Source organism: Vibrio sp. HA2012, assembly GCF_002812955.1.
GTDB lineage: Bacteria > Pseudomonadota > Gammaproteobacteria > Enterobacterales > Vibrionaceae > Vibrio.
Genome location: NZ_PFXK01000006.1, coordinates 94,546 through 113,375, shown reverse-complemented (window position 1 = coordinate 113,375; position 18,830 = coordinate 94,546). Strand labels below are relative to the sequence as shown.

15 protein-coding genes and 2 pseudogenes are annotated in these 18,830 nt (G+C 43.7%); 11 read left to right on the top strand and 6 right to left on the bottom strand.

The features are described from left to right. Positions 1-52: 52 nt before the first annotated feature. From CSW98_RS12345 to dgoD, 6 genes are read left to right on the top strand one after another with little or no spacing between them, the layout of a single operon-like run. The gene (locus CSW98_RS12345) at positions 53-940 is read left to right on the top strand and encodes a 2-dehydro-3-deoxygalactonokinase (RefSeq protein ID WP_100800792.1); all 888 of its coding nucleotides are present in this window, start codon (positions 53-55) and stop codon (positions 938-940) included. Continuing rightward, positions 937-1,578: a 2-dehydro-3-deoxy-6-phosphogalactonate aldolase gene (locus tag CSW98_RS12340; RefSeq protein WP_100800791.1), complete on the top strand. Its 642-nt coding sequence runs from the start codon at positions 937-939 to the stop codon at positions 1,576-1,578. The genes CSW98_RS12345 and CSW98_RS12340 overlap by 4 nt, the downstream gene beginning before the upstream one ends. 15 nt (positions 1,579-1,593) lie before the next feature. Further along, positions 1,594-2,589 carry a TRAP transporter substrate-binding protein gene (locus CSW98_RS12335; RefSeq protein WP_100800790.1) on the top strand — a complete coding sequence of 332 codons (996 nt, stop codon included), beginning with the start codon at positions 1,594-1,596 and terminating at the stop codon, positions 2,587-2,589. Positions 2,590-2,640: 51 nt separating this feature from the next. Further along, a complete protein-coding gene (locus CSW98_RS12330) occupies positions 2,641-3,186 on the top strand; it encodes a TRAP transporter small permease (RefSeq protein WP_100800789.1) in 546 nt (181 codons plus the stop codon). 1 nt (position 3,187) lies between these two features. Further along, the gene (locus CSW98_RS12325) at positions 3,188-4,468 is read left to right on the top strand and encodes a TRAP transporter large permease (RefSeq protein ID WP_100800788.1); all 1,281 of its coding nucleotides are present in this window, start codon (positions 3,188-3,190) and stop codon (positions 4,466-4,468) included. Positions 4,469-4,477: 9 nt separating this feature from the next. Next, positions 4,478-5,638 carry a galactonate dehydratase gene (gene dgoD / locus CSW98_RS12320; protein ID WP_100800787.1) on the top strand — a complete coding sequence of 387 codons (1,161 nt, stop codon included), beginning with the start codon at positions 4,478-4,480 and terminating at the stop codon, positions 5,636-5,638. A gap of 164 nt (positions 5,639-5,802) precedes the next feature. Here dgoD and CSW98_RS12315 read toward each other — a convergent pair whose 3' ends face one another. Beyond that, positions 5,803-6,513 carry a GntR family transcriptional regulator gene (locus CSW98_RS12315; RefSeq protein WP_100800786.1) on the bottom strand — a complete coding sequence of 237 codons (711 nt, stop codon included), beginning with the start codon at positions 6,511-6,513 and terminating at the stop codon, positions 5,803-5,805. Between the two features lie 133 nt (positions 6,514-6,646). Here CSW98_RS12315 and CSW98_RS12310 point away from each other — a divergent pair, with 133 nt between their 5' ends. Then, positions 6,647-7,984 (top strand): family 4 glycosyl hydrolase, encoded by a 1,338-nt coding sequence (locus CSW98_RS12310; protein WP_100800785.1) that lies wholly within the window; start codon positions 6,647-6,649, stop codon positions 7,982-7,984. A gap of 237 nt (positions 7,985-8,221) precedes the next feature. Here the strand turns inward: CSW98_RS12310 and CSW98_RS12305 are convergent, their stop codons facing one another. Further along, on the bottom strand, positions 8,222-8,530 hold the full coding sequence (locus CSW98_RS12305) for a hypothetical protein (RefSeq protein ID WP_100800784.1): 309 nt from the start codon (positions 8,528-8,530) through the stop codon (positions 8,222-8,224). Positions 8,531-8,732: 202 nt separating this feature from the next. After that, a pseudogene (locus CSW98_RS12300) lies at positions 8,733-9,002 on the bottom strand (helix-turn-helix domain-containing protein); the annotation flags it as partial. Between the two features lie 12 nt (positions 9,003-9,014). Here CSW98_RS12300 and CSW98_RS12295 point away from each other — a divergent pair. From CSW98_RS12295 to CSW98_RS12285, 3 genes and pseudogenes are all read left to right on the top strand, one after another. Continuing rightward, on the top strand, positions 9,015-9,644 hold the full coding sequence (locus CSW98_RS12295) for a substrate binding domain-containing protein (RefSeq protein ID WP_100800783.1): 630 nt from the start codon (positions 9,015-9,017) through the stop codon (positions 9,642-9,644). A gap of 227 nt (positions 9,645-9,871) precedes the next feature. Further along, positions 9,872-11,404, top strand: a complete 1,533-nt coding sequence (gene istA / locus CSW98_RS12290; protein WP_100800782.1) for an IS21 family transposase — start codon at positions 9,872-9,874, stop codon at positions 11,402-11,404. Between the two features lie 9 nt (positions 11,405-11,413). Then, positions 11,414-11,863, top strand: a pseudogene (locus CSW98_RS12285) (ATP-binding protein); the annotation flags it as partial. A 368-nt stretch (positions 11,864-12,231) separates the two neighbouring features. Here the strand turns inward: CSW98_RS12285 and glmS are convergent. Further along, the gene (glmS, locus tag CSW98_RS12280) at positions 12,232-14,064 is read right to left on the bottom strand and encodes a glutamine--fructose-6-phosphate transaminase (isomerizing) (RefSeq protein WP_100800781.1); all 1,833 of its coding nucleotides are present in this window, start codon (positions 14,062-14,064) and stop codon (positions 12,232-12,234) included. An 81-nt stretch (positions 14,065-14,145) separates the two neighbouring features. Then, positions 14,146-14,913, bottom strand: coding sequence for a DeoR/GlpR family DNA-binding transcription regulator (locus CSW98_RS12275; protein ID WP_100800780.1), 768 nt, complete (start codon positions 14,911-14,913; stop codon positions 14,146-14,148). Positions 14,914-15,348: 435 nt separating this feature from the next. Between CSW98_RS12275 and pykF the strand changes: the two genes are divergently transcribed. Then, complete coding sequence (gene pykF, locus CSW98_RS12270) at positions 15,349-16,761, top strand: pyruvate kinase PykF (protein ID WP_100800779.1); 1,413 nt, start codon at positions 15,349-15,351, stop codon at positions 16,759-16,761. 100 nt (positions 16,762-16,861) lie between these two features. Here the strand turns inward: pykF and CSW98_RS12265 are convergent, their stop codons facing one another. Then, a complete protein-coding gene (locus CSW98_RS12265) occupies positions 16,862-18,730 on the bottom strand; it encodes a GGDEF domain-containing protein (protein ID WP_100800778.1) in 1,869 nt (622 codons plus the stop codon). Between the last annotated feature and the right edge of the window lie 100 nt (positions 18,731-18,830).

Sequence of the window (18,830 nt, the reverse complement as noted above, 5' to 3'; positions counted from 1 at the left end):
GTATTCTCCTTGTCATACAAGATGCTTCTCTTTGTACTACATGAGGTGATGGGTGAGTAAATTCTGGATAGCAGTCGATTGGGGAACCACAAACTTTAGAGCCTTTTTGATGGATGATAGTGGGCAATGCATGGCGGAGAAATCGGCACCGCTTGGCTTGCTTGCTGTCGAAAACCAGCAATTTTCTCAAGCTTTAAAAGACCAGTTGGGGGATTGGAGCAAAACTACATCCACGATATATATGGCTGGTATGATTGGTTCAAAACAAGGGTGGCTGGAAGCGCCTTATGTCAATCTTCCGGCCGATCATGCGAACTTTTTACAGTCTTGTGTAGAAGTAGAACAAAGCTGGGCTGACAGCATTAAAATTATTGCCGGAGCAACCTGCCTCAATAAACTCAATCTGCCAGAAGTCATGCGCGGTGAAGAAGTGCAATTGATTGGCTTGGCCAACTTAGTCAACTCACCTAAAGTCAGCGCTATCTTGCACGGAACCCACAGTAAACACGCACAATGTCATTATGGTGAAATCACCAAATTTTCTACATTTATGACTGGTGAGCTGTTTAATATTCTTGTGAAAAATTCGATTCTGGGCATCAACCTTCCTGCTCAGGAAGACTCTGAATCGGTGTTTAACTTCGCCGTTAAATTAGGTTTTGCCAATTCGATTAACGAAATTTTGTTTAGTGCAAGAACCAACAGACTATTTGGTGGTATCAAAGACTCTCAAGTGCATGACTATATTTCTGGCATGCTGATCGGAAATGAGATAAGTGCATTAAATAAAGACGAAACGCATTATTTAATTGGTAGTGAATCTCTATCGAAAAAATATGCGTCTGCATTGGCTTCGTTAGGCTATCAATATGAGATTGTCTCTGGAAAAGAGTGTTTCCTAAACGGCATGTATCAAATTTATTTAAAGGAATCAAGATGAATTCTAATCAGCTTAGAAGTAATGAGTGGTTTAAAAAAAATCCATTGATTGCAATTCTGCGTGGTATCGAAACCTCTGAGGTGATTGAGGTTGCAGAGAAATTAATTGCAAACGATTTTCGCTTTATTGAAGTTCCGCTTAACAGTCCAAATGCTGTCGAAAGTATTCAATTATTGGTCAAAAAATTTGCCGGTGAAGCGGTGATCGGCGCTGGTACAGTAACCGATATAGAAAAACTGGATGCCGTACTGGCTACGGGCTCAAAACTCATTGTTACGCCCAATATGAACCCACAAGTGATAGAGAAAGCAGTCGCGAATGATTGTCTGGTCTGTTGCGGTGTGTCAACTCCAACTGAAGCATTTAATGCGATCGCTCATGGTGCAACTGTATTGAAAATATTCCCTGCAGAAACAATCAAACCGATTGGTTTAAAAGCGGTGAAATCTGTATTACCTCCTGAAATTATGTGTATTGCGGTCGGTGGCATTAACCCTGATTCAAAATTACTTTCTGATTATATTGCGGCTGGAGCTGAAGGATTCGGATTGGGTTCCAATCTTTATAAGCGTGGTATTTCATTAAGTACTTTAGAGCAGAATGCTATCGAATATCGTAATGCTTGGCATCAATTATAATAACGTGGTGAAATTATGAAGCTAAAAACCCTACTTACTGCCTGCGCACTACCTATGCTTGCTGTCTCTGTGCATGCCAACGCAGCGAAAACAATGCGAATCGGTATTGGTGTGCCTGAGTCGCACTTTGAATATGCAGCGATGAAAAAGTTTGAACAACATGTTGAGACTGCAACCAATAACTCGATTGATGTCACTATTTATCCAAGTAACCAGTTAGGTAATGACCAGGAAGCTCTGGAGCAGATCAAATTCAATGCGGTACAGATGAACCTGCCTGATCCGGCTGTACTGGCGAATATCGTTAAAGATTTTAACATTCTGACATTGCCTTTTATTTTCCCGACCGAAGAGATCGCTAACCAAGTTGTTGACGGCGAATGGGGGCAAGAGCTTTCTTCGAAGCTGACAAAAGCGGGTTACGTTGGTTTAGGTTACGGTAACTTCGGTTTCCGCCATGTTACTAACAACTCTCACCCAGTTAAGACACTCGATGATTTTAATGGGTTGAAACTGCGTACTATGCAGAATAAATCGCATCTGGATGCGTTCCGTGCTCTGGGTGCAAACCCAACGCCAATGGCATTTTCTGAGCTATTCTCTTCACTGCAACAAGGCGTGGTAGACGGTCAGGAAAATCCGTATACCAATATCTATTCTCAGCGCCTGTATGAAGTACAGAAATACATATCTGATACCGGACATGTTTATTCATGGGTTGTTTTGGTTGTCGGTAAGAAATTCTACGATGGCTTGACTGACGTAGAAAAGAGCGCGATGCAAGATGCAGCGAAGATCGCGATCAACCACATGCGCGATGCAGTTAAAAAGGCCGATGCGGAATCTCTCCAACATATGATCGATGCCAATCTGGTTTACACGCCAATCGATCCAGCTGTGAAAGCAAAGATGCTGGCGAAAGTTGCACCTGTCGTCGAGAAATATGGTGACAGCATCAACCCTGACTTGTACAAGAAATTAGTAGAAAATGTAGCTCGTCTTCAAAAATAATCTCAATATTAAGAGCTGCATTCGCAGCTCTTAAATAATCTTGGTGTCTATATGAGTGACAAGAAAACTTCCTTCTTTGACAATATAGAGGAATACATAAGTACAATACTCTTTATTTCTTTAATTGTTTTATGTTTTTTACAAATATTATTTCGTTTCATATTTAATTTTTCCCTGTCATGGACAGAAGAACTTGCCCGATATGTATTTATATCGCTTGTTTACTTTGCTGCCAGCCTGGCGGTTGTCAGAGGTGCACACGTTCGCGTCGAAATTATTGACGGACTTGTGACCGGTAATAAGAAAAGAATTCTAGACTCTATTATTGATTTGTCATTTGCGGCTTTTATGGCATGGATTGGTTATTACGGATTAGAAATATCCGTTGATGCCCTTAATATCGAACAAACGACACCGGCTCTGGATTGGAAAGCGGGTTGGGTATACGCAATCATACCATTTTGTTTTTACTTAATTGCATTACGCCTGGTTCAGCGGGTTTATCGCCGGATTACCGGAAAGCTTGAGCATGAATATGCAATGTCTGAAGCTGAAGAAGCACTGCAAAAAGTTATAGATGAGCGAGGTCAGAAATAACATGGATACCTTTTTAATTACAATGGCTGTGTTTGTAATTCTGTTGTTTATCGGAATGCCAATTGCCATCAGTATTGGCATGAGCACCGCGTTTGCGTTGGTACTTGCTGATATCCCGATGTCGTTTATTTCTCAGACATCATTCACCGCTCTCGATTCATTTACCTACCTTGCCATTCCGATGTTTATTTTATCGGGATTTGTGATGGAAAAGGGCGGCCTATCTTCGCGGATAGTGAACTTTGCCTCGAGTTTAGTTGGCCGTGCACCCGGCGGACTTGGCATTGTAACGGTTGTCGCCTGTATGTTCTTTGCTGCTATTTCCGGTTCGTCCCCGGCGACCGTAGCTGCGATTGGTTCGATGATGGTTCCTTCGATGATTGAGAAGGGTTATAACCGCCACTTTGCTGGTGCTCTGACAGCTTCTGCGGGCTCTCTGGGCATTTTGATTCCACCATCGATTCCTATGATCATCTATGCGGTGACGGCTGAGATCTCCATCGGTGATATGTTCCTTGCCGGTTTTGTACCTGGTGGAATGATTGGTTTCGGCTTGATTCTCGCTGTTTATCTTATTGCTAAAAAACGCGGATATCGCGGACAGGAAGAAGGTTTTAATCTGTCACGTGTGAAGTCGACATTCTGGGAAGCTAAGTGGGCATTGCTGACGCCGGTAATTATTTTAGGTGGTATTTATTCGGGTATTTTTACTGCGACTGAAGCAGCCTGTATTACCGTAATCTATACTTTGATTGTTAGTTTCTTTATTCACAAAGAAATGGCATTTAAAGATCTGATCCCGACAATTTCCCGTGCGGCTCTGACAACAGGTTGTGTCATTATTATTCTGGGTTTTGCTACTGCATTTGCGCGTTACCTGACCATTAGTATGATTCCGCAAATGATCGGTGAAGCGATTCTGCAAGTCACGGATAGCCCAACAATTATTCTTTTGATATTTGTTGCGCTGATTATGTTCACCGGCTTGTTTATCGAAACAGCGGCTCAGATTTTAATTTATACCCCATTGTTCTTACCAATACTTGTGCAATTAGGCATCAGCCCATTCCATTTCGGTATTATTCTGATTGTTGGTACCGAACTGGCGTTAATTACCCCTCCTGTAGGTGTGAACCTGTTTGTTGCGAAAGGAATCACGGGATCTTCTATTGTTCAATTAACCCGAGCGATAGTTCCGTTCCTTATTAGTATGTTGCTTGTCCAAATTGCACTGGTGTTCATGCCTGGCGTGATCACATTTTTACCCGAACTGTTTAAGTAAGAGATAAATATGAAAATAATTAGTTATGAAACATTCATAGTGGCACCACGTTGGGGATTCCTCAAGATTGTCACTGATGAGGGTATTGTCGGTTGGGGTGAGCCTAGTTTAGAAGGCCGTACTCATACTGTTCATGCTTGTGTCGACGAGATGATGGAATATCTGATTGGTAAAGACCCGTTTGATATCGAATTACATTGGAACTACCTGCATCGCTCTTCATTTTACCGTGGCGGCCCAGTTATGATGTCGGCACTGTCGGGTATCGATCAGGCGTTGTGGGATATTAAAGGTAAAGCTTTGGGCGTTCCGGCTTATGAGCTTATCGGCGGTAAATGCCGTAATAAAATTAAAACCTACTCGTGGATTGGTGGTGACCGCCCGGATGACGTGGTTAACATGGCAAAAGATCGCGTAACAAAAGGTTTCTCTGCAATTAAGATGAATGGTACCGATGAGCTGAACTTTATCGATAACTTCAGCAAAGTAGATGCGCTGCTTGAGCGCGTTCAGAGCCTGCGTGATGCGATGGGTAAAGATTTCGGCATTGGTATCGATTTTCATGGCCGGGTTCATAAACCTATGGCAAAAGTTCTCATGCGAGAACTAGAACCGATGAAACCTATGTTTGTAGAAGAGCCTGTGTTAGCGGAACATTTTAGTGAGTCTATCCACGAAATTGCTCAATATGGAGCGATTCCAATTGCGACGGGTGAACGGTTACACACACGCTGGGAGTTTAAGGAATTACTGAAACATGGTGGTGTTGATATTATTCAGCCAGATGTATGTCACTGTGGTGGCATTACTGAGCTGAAGAAAATAGCTTCAATGGCAGAAGCTTATGATGTCGCTCTTGCACCGCATTGCCCACTAGGTCCGATTGCTTTGGCATCATCTGTTCATATCGATACAACTTGTCAAAATGCCATTATACAGGAGCAGAGTGTTGGTATTCACTACAATAAGGGATGTGATGTACTTGACTATATTAATAATAAGCAGGTGTTCGAATTTGATAGCGGCTATTGCATGAACCTTGAAGGTGATGGCTTAGGGATCGACATCGATGAAGACTTTATGCGGGATCAGGATGTAAAAGCTAGGTCGCAGCCAGCTTGGCGAAACCCTCACTGGACCAATGAAGATGGTTCCTTTGCCGAGTGGTAAGTTTAGATCAAAAAAATGGCACAAGAATTAAGATAGTAGAAGTGCGCTGTTAAGGCGCACTTTTTTTATTCCAGTGTATTATCTTGCTTCTAACAAACCAAAGCCAAATTAAAAGTATCAACCGCCACTTCTTCTTTCAAGTAAGCCAATTCTTATCGTTAAGGCTAATTTGGACGCTTAGCAACAAATTCAAAACTGTATTGATTAAGCTTGAAATAATTAATGCTGTACTCAAATATCGTTCCGTCATCAAACTCACCCACCGAGAGCACTTTCAACAGCGGAGAATCATCTTTCACCCCCAGAAGCTTGTTGACTTTTTTGTCTGCGATTTCAGGCAATACGGTCTGTCTGCTTTGCGCAATTTTCATCCCTTTGCCTTCAATATATTCATACTTTGAGCCTTTCATGGCATCAACAGTCAGGTCAGAAAATAAAGAGAGTGGCAGGTATGTGCTTTCCAGCATCTCAGGTTCACCATCAATCAGGCGCAAGCGTTCAATATGGTAAACCTTATCCTGTTCATGAAGCTCCAGCTTAGAGGCAACCAAAGAGTTTGGCTCCTGAACTTCAAAGGTCACGATTTCAGTGGTTGGCTCTTTGCCCTGCGCTTTCACACAGGCATAAAAACCGCGGAGGTAGAAAGCATCATGAACCGCTGATTTGTGTTTTTTGATGAAAGTTCCCCGCCCTTTCACCCGATAAAGCAAATCCTGCTCCACCAGAAGCGCAAGGGCCTTTCTTACCGTCATCCGGCTGACGCTATAGGTTTCCAACAGCAGATTTTCCGGAGGAAGCATGTCACCTTCCTGGTAGGTTCCTGATTTTATTTTACTTACCAGATCATCAGCAATTTTCAAATAGACAGGTTTCATAGAGTCTCAACATTAAAACATATACACAAAGTATACATTAAATAGACATTAAGTCTCTTTTTAACATTGACATGTACACCATATGTATACATATTATGTACATATCCAATACATAATAGAACGAGATCCTACAATGAAACGACAAAACCTGACCATTATCGGCGGCGGCTCTACTTACACTCTGGGTATGATGATGAGTTTGATCGCGGAAAAAGATAATCTGCCGCTTAAAACTGTCCGTTTTTATGATATCGATGGCGAACGCCAAAAGCTTAATGCCGAAGCGACGAAGATCCTGCTGAGAGAAAAATACCCGGAAGTTGAAGAGTTTGTTTTCACCACTGACCGGGAAGAAGCGTTCAGAAATACCGATGTCTTCTTCATCCAGATCCGTACCGGTGGCCTTGCTATGCGTGAACGTGATGAACAAATCTCTCTGTCTCACGGCTGCGTTGGTCAGGAAACGTGCGGTGCAGGCGGCATGGCATATGGTCTTCGTTCTATCGGTGATATGATTGATTTAATTAAAGATATTCGTAAATTCAGCCCAGATGCATGGGTACTTAACTATACCAACCCTGCCGCCATCGTCGCAGAAGCGCTCAACCGCGTTTTCCCGGACGATAAGAAGATTCTTAATATCTGTGATATGCCCTGTGTGATCATGGAAAGTTACGCCAAAATGCTTGGTTGTGAGCTTTGGGATCTGGTACCGGAATACTATGGCCTGAACCACTACGGCTGGTTTACCAAGGTCCGTAACCGTCAGGGGGAAGATCTGACACAACAGATCAAAGACATCATTCTGGAAAAAGGCCTGGAAGCCAGTGCCGTTGATATTGCTCATGACCCGTCCTGGCAAGCCACATTCAAAAATATGCAGATGATGCTGGCGGATAATCCGGAATACCTGCCAAGCACTTACCTGCAATACTACCTGTACCCTGAAAAAATGGTCGCCAAAGAAGACATTAACAATACCCGTGCCCGCCAGGTCATTAATGGCCGCGAGAAAAACGTGTTTGCCATGTGTCGCCGTATCATTGAAAACGACACCACAGAACCAGAAAACATGCACGCCGATGTTCATGGCATTTATATGGTTCGGGTTGCGGCATCCGTGCTGTTTAATCAGGGGGAAAAGTACCTTGTGATTGTTCCTAACAAAGGCATTATCAGCAACCTGCAGGATGATGCTATGGTTGAAGTACCAGCAACACTGATGAATCACGGAGTAGAGCCATATGCCATTGGTAACATTCCGACCTTCCAGAAGGCGATGATTGAAACTCAGCTTGGCTTTGAAAAACTGGTGGTTGACGCGTGGTTTACCGGTTCACGCCAACAGCTTATTAATGCGCTGACGCTTAACCGTACGGTGATTAATATGCCAACAGCGAAGAAACTTGTTGATGATATTCTAACGGAAAACAGAGCTTATCTTCCGCAGTTCTTTGAAAAGGACGCGTAACCCAAACCACTAATAACAAAGGCTCTTAACGGGCCTTTGTAAAGATGAATGTTTTCACTCACACCTCAGACTCCACTGTAAACATCCCCTAAACTAGCGTAGAACCACTTCAGATCGAAGTCAGACATAAACATTCGAGGAATGATTGAACGCCTGTATAAATGGTGAGCAACTTATTGCGAGTCCAGCGCGTACCGCGAAGCAATGTCTTTAAACGCGCGATATTTAATGCGTTTGTTAAATGTTGTCACGATTCTGTAAAAACGCATTATCAAATTCCTCTCTAAAATTATCAAACTCAGTTGAAATATTCATTGCCTCAACTCGAACCATGACAAGTTTTTCGAGGAATTCCTGTTTGCTAAGCTTATCCTTTGTCATAAAAAGATCCCTTACCTGCTGGTTAAAGGAAGTTATGTTTTGCCAAAGCATTTCATTTTTATCGTTGATTTCGTCAACAATGCTAGCTCTATTGAGAAGGCTTATATCATCGAACTTTTCAAGCTCTAGAAGTAACTGATACGCCTCGCTTAGTAATGGTTTCATAATTTCACTTAACAATCTTTTTCAACAGACAATGTCTACATTTAGTAGCGATATAATATAGACACGATAACAATAATTACCTGATTAATTGCCCAAAATTTAAGATAATGAATACAAACGCTTTGCTGCAAAGCTAACCACTATCCTTTGTACTGGTTCGTAAAACAAAAATGGGGCATTTCCGATTCAGCTAGAATCTGAATCAGGAAAATCGTTTTCGGAACTCTCGTGGAGTTAATCCAACAATTTTGATAAAAACCTTTCGGCATGCGCTGATATCTTCGTAACCAACCTGATTGGCTATCCACTCAAATGAACGTTGTGTGCTTTCCAGATAGTCACATGCATTCTGTACTCTGAGACGCTGCAAATATTGATTAGGGTTGTAACCAGTAGCCTTTAGAAACCGTCTTTGCATTGTTCGTTCAGTAAGATTTACTTGCTTTGCTAACTGATGAATGGACAATGATCCCGCATAACTTTGATGCATTTTTTGTTGAACCGCAAGATTCGAATTTCAGCTCCGATCAACGCAGGCTCTCAGTTTCTACGCTCCATTTTTTATGATTTTCTGCTGCAATACCCAGATGTTCAGCTAGATCTTCGTTTTTCCAATTCTCTGATTGATATCGAAGCGGAAGCCATAGATGTAGCGTTTCAGGTTGGCCACCCCGCAGTAGAAAATTGGATAGCTAGGCCAGTAAAAAATATTCATTTCATTTTATGCTCTCATCTTGATTATGATATTTCCGACATATCCACGCCAGACAAGTTGTACGGCCATCCCGCCATCATTTGTAATCCAATAACACCATGGCAACTGGTACACAAAGAGAGTGGTGAAGAATTTGACTATCATCCACAAAAGAGCGTGAAACTCGAAGTTGATGAGATGCTGATGCTGACTCACGCTATAAAAAAAGGACTGGGCATCGGATATGTACCGGATTACTTGGCTATGCCGATGATAACACAAGGGGAAATGAACCATGTGCTGCCTGACTGGCGCAGCAAAGCCCGCACATTGTTTATGTTGTATCGCGATCGAGATCATCTGCCTATGCGTGTACGTCTGTTAATTGATTTCGTAATCGCAAATATTGATGTGATCTAAGCTGAAACTTTGGTCATTTGCGTATTCCGGAGCAATCCAGCCACCGATTCCCGTTTTAATCCGGACACCATTTCCGGGATAAACCAGCCATTTTTCGCACTCACTCCGGAATCAGTGTCCGGTTGAGCGGAAACCCTGTCCGGTTACTCCGGAATATCCCTCTTTTCTCTTTTAAATCAATCACTCACTATTCTTGTTATGCATCTTAACTTAGCAAGGAAGTGATAATGCCGAAAAAGAGAACATCTATGACAAATATCAAAGAGGTATTACGCCTTAAATATGAGTGCAATCTATCGACCAGAAAGATCGCTTCCTGCTCGAAAGTCAGCCGCTCAACGGTCTCAGAAATACTGAACCGCTTTGAGCAAAGTACAGTCCATTGGCCACTTCCGGAAAACTGCTCAGATACTGAATTGGCTCAGGTGCTTTACCATGACAAAACACCCAGCGACACAAAGGTGATGCCGGACTTCAGTCAGTGTTTTGTTGAACTTAAACGTAAGGGCATGAGTAAGCATCTTCTGTGGGAGGAGTATCTGGCTGAATATCAGGAGAGAGCTTATCGTTACAGCCAGTTCTGCGAGCATTACACTCGTTGGTTAAAGAAACAGAAACGCAGTATGCGTCAGAGCCACCTGGCCGGTGACAAACTGTTCATCGACTACTGTGGGCCAACCATCCCGGTGGTGAATCCTGAAACCGGAGAAGTCCACAATGCTCAGATCTTCGTGGCAACATTAGGGGCTTCCAACTACACCTATGTTGAAGCCTGTGAAAGCCAGCGGCTTGAGCACTGGCTGGAAGCTCATGCCAATGCCTTCGAACACTTCGGTGGCGTTCCGGCTCTTCTCGTGCCTGACAACCTAAAAGCCGCCGTCACCAAAACGGATCGCTACGAGCCCAAACTCAACGATAGTTACCGAAAGCTGGCTTACCATTACCGAACCGCTGTTATGCCAGCCCGACCCTATAAACCCAAAGATAAAGCGAAGGCAGAAAATGCCGTACTTATCGTGGAACGTTGGATCATGATGCGACTACGTCATCGCACCTTCCACACCTTCAAAGAGCTGAATCTCTCCATCCGTGAATTAATGGACTCGCTGAACCAAAGACAGATGAAGCAGCTGGGAGCCAGCCGAAAAGAGCTGTTCGATACCTTGGATAAACCAGCCCTGAAACCACTCCCGGTACAACGTTATCTCTACACAGAAATTAAACGTGCCAAAGTCGGACCGGATTATCACATCGAATACAAAAAACATTATTACTCGGTACCCCATCAGTTAGTCGGTCAGCATGTTGAACTTGAGGCAACCTCCAGGCTGATACAGATATACCATCAAGGCAATTTGGTCTCTCAGCATCCAGTCAGTAAAAAGGAGCATGGACTCAGTACCTATCCGGAGCATATGCCCAGCAGCCATCAATATCAAAAATGGTCGCCAGAGCGGTTACTTCGTTGGGGAGGCAGAGTTGGCGCAGCCACACAGGAAGTCGTCAATCGCTTGCTGATGTCCAAAGCGCATCCAGCGCAAGCCAACCGTAGTTGTCTTGGGCTTCTCAATCTGACGAAAAAATACGGGGACACTCGCTTAGAGCAGGCATGCAAAGATGCTCTGATGGTGAATAAACCCTATCTTCGGTTCATCAAAAACCTTCTTGAAAACCATCGGGAAGGCTTGCTGTCGTCCTCACCAGAATCAACTCCGGACATCCAGCACAGCAATGTGCGTGGCCCAAACTGTTATCACTAGGAGATCATGATGAACCAGATAAATGAACAGCTAAAATCACTACGCCTGAGCCATGCCGCGTCGGCTCTGGAACAACAACGAGAACAGTTATCCACCTATGCAGAACTTAACTTCGAGCAGCGGTTAAGCCTGCTTCTTGAAAGTGAATTACTGGGTCGAAATCAGGCAAAGATCCAACGCTTAAAACGGCAAGCCAAACTCAGAGTTGATGCTCTGCCAAGCCAGATTATCTACAAAGAAGGGCGAGGACTTAAGCGTACTCAAATGAGTGAGCTCTTAACCGGAGGTTACCTGCACAAAAACCAAAACGTTCTGATCACCGGGCCGACCGGAGCCGGAAAAACCTATGTTGCCTGTGCGCTTGCAGCTCAGGCCTGCGAACAGCTACACAGTGTTCGTTACCACAGGCTCAGCCGTTTACTTGATGACCTGAGCTCAGGTCGCCTTGACGGCAAACACAGCTAATTGATTTGCTCGCTGCAAAATATCCACGACTCCTGCCGCTTCAAATAACAGCCCGCCCTCAGGTACAACAACTAGAATGTCTTTCATCATTATAACTCTTGGCTTTAATTGTAATTTAAAGCATATTGAGCCAATAAATTAAAGGATTAGTAGATGAGTAAACGTAGGTCAATTAATGCCAAAAGAAGATTGTCAAAAATTTTAGGTTGGCAAGGAAAGGCGCATAAGCGTTTTTGAAAAGACAGCGTATCGATGTGAACGCTGCCTTTTTAGTATGATACTTTAATACTTAGTATGAATCTTTATTACTCAGTATGAAACTTTATTCTACTCACACAACAATAAGATTATATTTCAATATCTTACTCAACAGTAACGGCCTTTGCCAGGTTCCTTGGCTGGTCTACATCCGTCCCTTTAATCAAAGCAACGTGATAGGCCAGTAGCTGCATTGGCACAGTGTAGAATATTGGTGCGGTGATTTCACTTACATGTGGCATGGAGATAATCTTCATGCTTTCATCTGCTTCAAAACCAGCTTTCTCATCAGCAAAAACATACAGCTGACCGCCACGAGCACGAACTTCTTCTACATTTGATTTCAGCTTTTCCAGCAGATCGTTATTTGGAGCAATAACAACCACTGGCATATCCGCATCGATCAAAGCCAGAGGACCGTGTTTCAGCTCACCGGCCGCATATGCTTCTGCGTGAATATAAGAAATTTCTTTCAGTTTCAGAGCTGCTTCCATCGCAATCGGATAGTACTCGCCACGGCCAAGGAACAAGGTGTGGTGCTTATCAGCAAAATCTTCTGCCAGTGCTTCGATCTCTTTATCGAATGCCAGAGCACTGTCGATCTGCACCGGCAGAGCGTGGATCGCTTCTACGATTTCCGCTTCTTTGGCTTTATCAATGCGCCCCTGCTCTTTACCAATAGCGGTCACCAACATCAACATAGCAGCAAGTTGAGTCGTGAACGCTTTTGTTGATGCCACACCGATTTCAGTACCGGCACGGGTCATAAAGGCAATATCAGATTCTCGCACCAGTGAAGAACCCGATACGTTACAGATCGTCATCACCGCCATATAACCACGCTCTTTTGCAATACGCAGGGCAGCCAGCGTATCGGCGGTTTCACCGGACTGTGATAAAGTAATGAGCAGGCTGTTCGGGCGGGTAACAAAATTACGGTAACGGAACTCAGAAGCGATTTCGACATCACAACTGACTCCGGCAATATCCTCAAACCAGTAACGAGCGGCCATACCTGAATTATAGGAAGTACCACAGGCAATAATCTGAACATGCTCCACTTTACTCAGGATATCAACCGCATTTACGCCAATACTTTCTGTGATCACAGAATCTTTGGTTACACGACCTTCCATCGTACTCTTCAGCGCTGTCGCCTGTTCGAAGATCTCTTTTTGCATAAAGTGCCGGTACTGGCCTTTATCACCCGCATCATGTTCAATACTGGATTCAATCACTTCACGCTCAACCTGCTCACCAGATGCAGCATAGATAGTAACATTGCGACGGGTAAGTTCAGCGACATCCCCTTCTTCCAGGAACATAAAACGGCGTGTCACGCTGAGAAGAGCCAGTTGGTCAGAAGCCAGGAAGTTTTCACCTATACCTAAACCGATAACAATCGGGCTGCCTGAACGAGCAACCACAATACGTTCAGGATCCCGGCGATCCACAGCTACTGTGCCATAAGCGCCTTCCAGTTGTACGGCGGTTTTTTTCAGGGCTTCCACCAGCGAATCAGAAGTACGCAGTTCCCATTCAACTAAGTGAGCAATCACTTCAGTATCAGTCTGAGAAACAAATTCATAACCACGGCTCTGCAACATAGCCCGCAGCTCTTCGTGGTTTTCAATAATTCCGTTATGAACAACCGCGATATCGCCAGAAACATGGGGGTGAGCATTCACTTCGGAAGGTTCGCCATGCGTTGCCCAACGAGTATGTGCAATACCTGTTCCACCGGTAACATTTTCTGCTTCAACAGCATCAGCCAGTTCCTGAACTTTCCCCAAACGGCGAACCCGAGTCAGATTTTTATCTGCATCAACAACAGCCACACCGGCAGAGTCATAACCCCGGTATTCCAGACGACGTAATCCTTCAACAAGTATTTCAGCTACATCACGCTGCGCAACCGCGCCAACTATTCCGCACATGGTATTCTCCACTATGATTTGTTGTTACCTGCCTTTCTATAGACTTGTCAGGCAAGACAATAAGGTTTAATTCTGTTGCATTTATTCAGGAGCACGGATCACCCGCACACCTTTGGATTCTATGTGTTGTTTTTGCTCATCCGTCAGCAAGGCATCTGTCACCACAATATCGATCTGTTGCCACGACAGTTCCAGATTCGGGATCCTGCGTCCGACTTTGTCAGACTCGATCATCAGGATCACTTCCCGGGAAACATCCGCCATTACCTTGCTGAGTCCGATCAGTTCATTAAAGGTCGTTGTGCCTCTTTCCAGATCAACACCATCAGCACCAATAAACAGCTGATCAAAATCGTAGGAACGCAATACCGATTCCGCAACTTGCCCCTGAAAAGATTCCGACCGGGTATCCCATGTTCCACCAGTCATCAGCAGAGTCGGTTCGTTCTCCAGCTCATTCAGCGCACTGGCAACATGCAGGGAATTGGTCATCACCACCAGCCCGCGTTTGTGATTTAATTCCGGGATCATGGCCCCAGTCGTACTGCCACTGTCAATAACGATCCGGTTATGATCACGGATAAGGGCTGCTGCCGATTTCGCAAGACTTCTCTTTCGATTCGAAACTTCTCCGTTCAGTTCCGCATTCACCACCTCTTTAGGCAATGCGATAGCCCCGCCATAACGGCGCAAAAGCAGACCATTTGCTTCAAGGGAAGCCAGATCTTTGCGGATGGTTACTTCTGAGGTTTCAAACTTATTAGACAGTTCTTCAACGCTTATCTCACCTAGATCATTCACGAGTTTTGAGATCATATGGCGACGTAGCTGGGTATTTCTCTTAGACATATTCTGAAAGCATAAAGTTTCGATTCAAAAGAATTATATTCAAGTCGAAACTTATTTGTCTATTTATTTCAGTCCAAAAAATAAAATTTTTAAGCGAAAATCTTGTCCTAAAACAATTCTTAACCGTGATATTGCACACGTTCAGTGGTAGAATTCGCGGCCTAAAAGAAAAAAAATTACAGAATTCACCGTTATTTTTTTGCAACTTTGTCAGTGTAGACTGTACTAAGTTGGTAGTTTTATAAATCCCTAGTAAAGAGAAGAAGCAAGTCTTAGCAGGGGTTAGCAACGAAATTAACCATATAAAGGCAGGAATAACGGGTACACAAAGAAGAATGTAACAATACAGAAATGTTGTCATTTTCTTTCTTATGTACCTCTGCCGAAACAAAACTGATTTTAAATTGTAACCATACTTACCGGAGAGTATTTTCCATGAAAAAGACCAAAATCGTATGTACGATTGGCCCTAAAACTGAATCTGTAGAGATGCTAGGCAAGCTGGTAGACGCTGGCATGAACGTAATGCGCCTAAACTTCTCTCACGGCGACTTTGCAGAGCACGGTACTCGTATTGCAAATTTCCGTCAGGTAATGGAAGAAAAAAGCAAACAACTGGCTATTCTTCTGGATACCAAAGGTCCTGAAATTCGTACTATCAAGCTGGAAAACGGCGATGACGTTGAACTGGTTGCTGGTCAAGAATTCACTTTCACTACTGACGCAACTGTTGTTGGTAATAAAGATATCGTAGCTGTTACCTACACAGGTTTTGCAAAAGACCTTAAAGAAGGTAACACCATTCTTGTTGATGACGGCCTGATTGAAATGGAAGTTATCTCTACGACTGAAACTGAAGTTAAGTGTAAAGTACTGAACAACGGTGCTCTGGGTGAAAACAAAGGTGTTAACCTGCCTGGTGTTTCTGTACAGCTTCCTGCCCTGTCTGAAAAAGACAAAGCAGACCTTAAATTTGGTTGTGAGCAAGGCGTTGATTTCGTTGCAGCTTCTTTCATCCGTAAAGGTTCTGACGTTAAAGAAATCCGTGAGCTACTAAATGCAAACGGCGGTGAAAGCATCCACATCATTTCTAAAATTGAAAACCAGGAAGGCGTGGATAACTTCGACGAAATCCTTGAGCTTTCTGACGGTATCATGGTTGCACGTGGTGACCTGGGTGTTGAAATCCCTGCAGAAGAAGTAATCTTCGCTCAGAAAATGATGATCGAAAAATGTAACCGTGCGCGTAAGATGGTTATCACAGCAACTCAGATGCTGGATTCTATGATCAAAAACCCTCGTCCAACTCGTGCAGAAGCGGGTGACGTTGCGAACGCAATCATGGATGGTACTGATGCAGTTATGCTTTCCGGTGAAACAGCGAAAGGTAAATACCCTGTAGAAGCCGTAACCATCATGGCTCAAATCGCTAACCGTACTGATTCTGCTCTTAAAGCTGAGCTGGGTGACCGTCTGGACAGCCCTCGCCTGCGCATCACAGAAGCAGTATGTAAAGGTGCTGTAGATACAGCAGAAAAACTGGCTGCACCTCTGATTGTTGTGGCAACTGAAGGTGGTAAATCTGCACGTTCTGTACGTAAGTACTTCCCGACAGCAAACATTCTTGCACTGACTACTAACAAGAAAACTGCGGCTCAACTTGTACTGACTAAAGGTGTCCGTCCAGTTGTTGTTGAATCTATCGACAACACTGACGATTTCTACCGTAACGGTAAAGAGCTGGCTCTGAATACTGGTCTTGGTAAGAAAGGCGATATCGTTGTTATGGTATCTGGTGCGCTTGTTGCTTCCGGTACAACTAACACAGCTTCTGTACACGTACTATAAGATTCTGTTCAGTAAGATCACAAAGAGGGCATACATTGCCCTCTTTTTTATTATCTGTTTTTTTATTATCTTGAAGACTTCCGATTTTCCAGACTTTCCATCAGGCAATATCATCACTACTGCGGCAGATTGATACTCTGTTCCGGCCAATTGATTTGGATTCATACAAAGCAATATCCGCACATTTATAAGAGCGGGTTCCTTCTTCGGTTAAATCCGTTACCCCAATACTGATCGTTGTTGGAATTCTGGTATCAGTGGCAATACTGGAGCGGATCCGATTCAGTACACGTTCTGCTTCGTCAAGCCCTGTATGCGGCATAATTACAGCAAACTCTTCACCACCGATACGGGCAACAAAATCCGTTGAACGTGTGTTTTCAGAAAGCAGAAATGATACAAGTTTGATCACTCTGTCTCCCTCATCATGTCCATGTTCATCATTGATGCGTTTAAAATTATCAATATCAACCAGAGCCAGACAACTGACATGGTTTTCCGGATAGCGCTTAATCAGATCAATTTCACTGCGTAATGCTTCTTCAAACTTTCTCCGGTTCCACAGATGCGTCATGCTGTCCCGCTCACTCAAATAGCGCAACCTGTCTTCCAGCTCTTTTCGCTCTGTAATATCAACCAGAGAGATAATATAGTTCACTATATGCCCATCTGAATTGCACATCGCCTGAATACGGGTAATCGCCGTCAGCTCAACACCTGCCCGTCCGGTGATTTTCAGCTCGCCTTCCCAGAAATGATCCTTAGCTACATGCTCCCATATATCAAACCAGCCTGTAGGATCGCGTTTATCAAACAACAACTTACGCACATTACCATAGCGAATCTGGTGTTCGGTATATCCGGTCATATTTTCAAACTCACGGTTAACCTTCACCATATGATGATTTTTATCAGTGATCAGTACTGCAGACATACCGTTCAGAGCAGCCAGAGCCAGTTTGCTTTCAATACTTCGCTTCTGAAAAATAAAAATAAGATAGCCCGTAGGTATTGTGCATAACCCAAGAAGAATCAACATAACAATGGCATGCTGTATCGCACTGGATCGTTCTTCTTCTACATGCGCAGACAATTCCGTTTCGGAGAAGCTCTGCAATAAAAAGATCTCCTCTGTGTAATTAACTCTCACCCGGCTAAAAACATGCAAGCTACCATCCCGGCTAAGAAAGACACCGGATTCGTTATCCTGCATATTTTGCCACAGTTCAGGCTCCATCTTACCTAAATTGAACTGTTTTCGCTCCTGGATAGCGAAGCCATATAACATACTGGCATCCTGTCCTTTCAGGTAATACCCTGATGATGAAATAATACTGGTGATGTATTCATGATCCTGAAAAAAAGTCAGCCCGTCCTGAGTTGCCTCAAAATTAATCCTCAACGTCAGGTAACCCATCAGCGTGTCCCCGATATAGTAAGGATGAGTAATACGAACAAAAGCCATATACTCGTCCCCTTTCCGGGACAATTCAAACCGCCGGATATTCTGATACATCCCCAGGCGGTGTAAAGCTTTCTGAAAAAAATCGCTCTGACTGACATCCTGATAGTCATGCTCAACAATGTCCGTTCCGTCAGGCGCAAAGCTGACTTTGATCTGCTCTTGTCCCTGAAGGTCAATATAAGTGATTTGATCGATCTCATGCTGAGAAGCGGGAAAAGAGAGCCAGAGTTCTTCCACTAGGTGACGATTGACAGTATCCGACTGGAAAGCAAAGCGGTACAGTGCCCGGCTTTTACCCAGCAGATCGATCAGAGTATCCAGCTTAACATCAGTTTTATGGATCTGATTTTGGGTATAGGCAAGCTGCAATCTGGCATTATCCGTTACCATTGCAACATTTTGCTTATAGATATGTTCATATCTGGCGGCGTAAAAGAGTACAATTAATGAACTCAACAATAACCAGCCAGCCAGCAAATAGCCAATCCAGTGCTTATTAACCATTATTATCTATGCCAAAGAGCAAGCATTATATCCGTAGGGGGTTGTAGGGGACGGAATTCTAGCAAAAACGAGCTATTTTTTAAACAAAAAGACCACTTTA

Excerpts from the sequence above, each read along its gene's own strand:
- CSW98_RS12340 (WP_100800791.1), top strand. The coding sequence starts at position 937 with ATGAATTCTAATCAGCTTAGAAGTAATGAGTGGTTTAAAAAAAATCCA.
- CSW98_RS12335 (WP_100800790.1), top strand. The coding sequence starts at position 1,594 with ATGAAGCTAAAAACCCTACTTACTGCCTGCGCACTACCTATGCTTGCT.
- CSW98_RS12330 (WP_100800789.1), top strand. The coding sequence starts at position 2,641 with ATGAGTGACAAGAAAACTTCCTTCTTTGACAATATAGAGGAATACATA.
- CSW98_RS12325 (WP_100800788.1), top strand. The coding sequence starts at position 3,188 with ATGGATACCTTTTTAATTACAATGGCTGTGTTTGTAATTCTGTTGTTT.
- dgoD (WP_100800787.1), top strand. The coding sequence starts at position 4,478 with ATGAAAATAATTAGTTATGAAACATTCATAGTGGCACCACGTTGGGGA.
- CSW98_RS12315 (WP_100800786.1), bottom strand. The coding sequence starts at position 6,513 with ATGAAACCTGTCTATTTGAAAATTGCTGATGATCTGGTAAGTAAAATA.
- CSW98_RS12310 (WP_100800785.1), top strand. The coding sequence starts at position 6,647 with ATGAAACGACAAAACCTGACCATTATCGGCGGCGGCTCTACTTACACT.
- CSW98_RS12305 (WP_100800784.1), bottom strand. The coding sequence starts at position 8,530 with ATGAAACCATTACTAAGCGAGGCGTATCAGTTACTTCTAGAGCTTGAA.
- CSW98_RS12295 (WP_100800783.1), top strand. The coding sequence starts at position 9,015 with ATGCATTTTTTGTTGAACCGCAAGATTCGAATTTCAGCTCCGATCAAC.
- istA (WP_100800782.1), top strand. The coding sequence starts at position 9,872 with ATGCCGAAAAAGAGAACATCTATGACAAATATCAAAGAGGTATTACGC.
- glmS (WP_100800781.1), bottom strand. The coding sequence starts at position 14,064 with ATGTGCGGAATAGTTGGCGCGGTTGCGCAGCGTGATGTAGCTGAAATA.
- CSW98_RS12275 (WP_100800780.1), bottom strand. The coding sequence starts at position 14,913 with ATGTCTAAGAGAAATACCCAGCTACGTCGCCATATGATCTCAAAACTC.
- pykF (WP_100800779.1), top strand. The coding sequence starts at position 15,349 with ATGAAAAAGACCAAAATCGTATGTACGATTGGCCCTAAAACTGAATCT.
- CSW98_RS12265 (WP_100800778.1), bottom strand. The coding sequence starts at position 18,730 with ATGGTTAATAAGCACTGGATTGGCTATTTGCTGGCTGGCTGGTTATTG.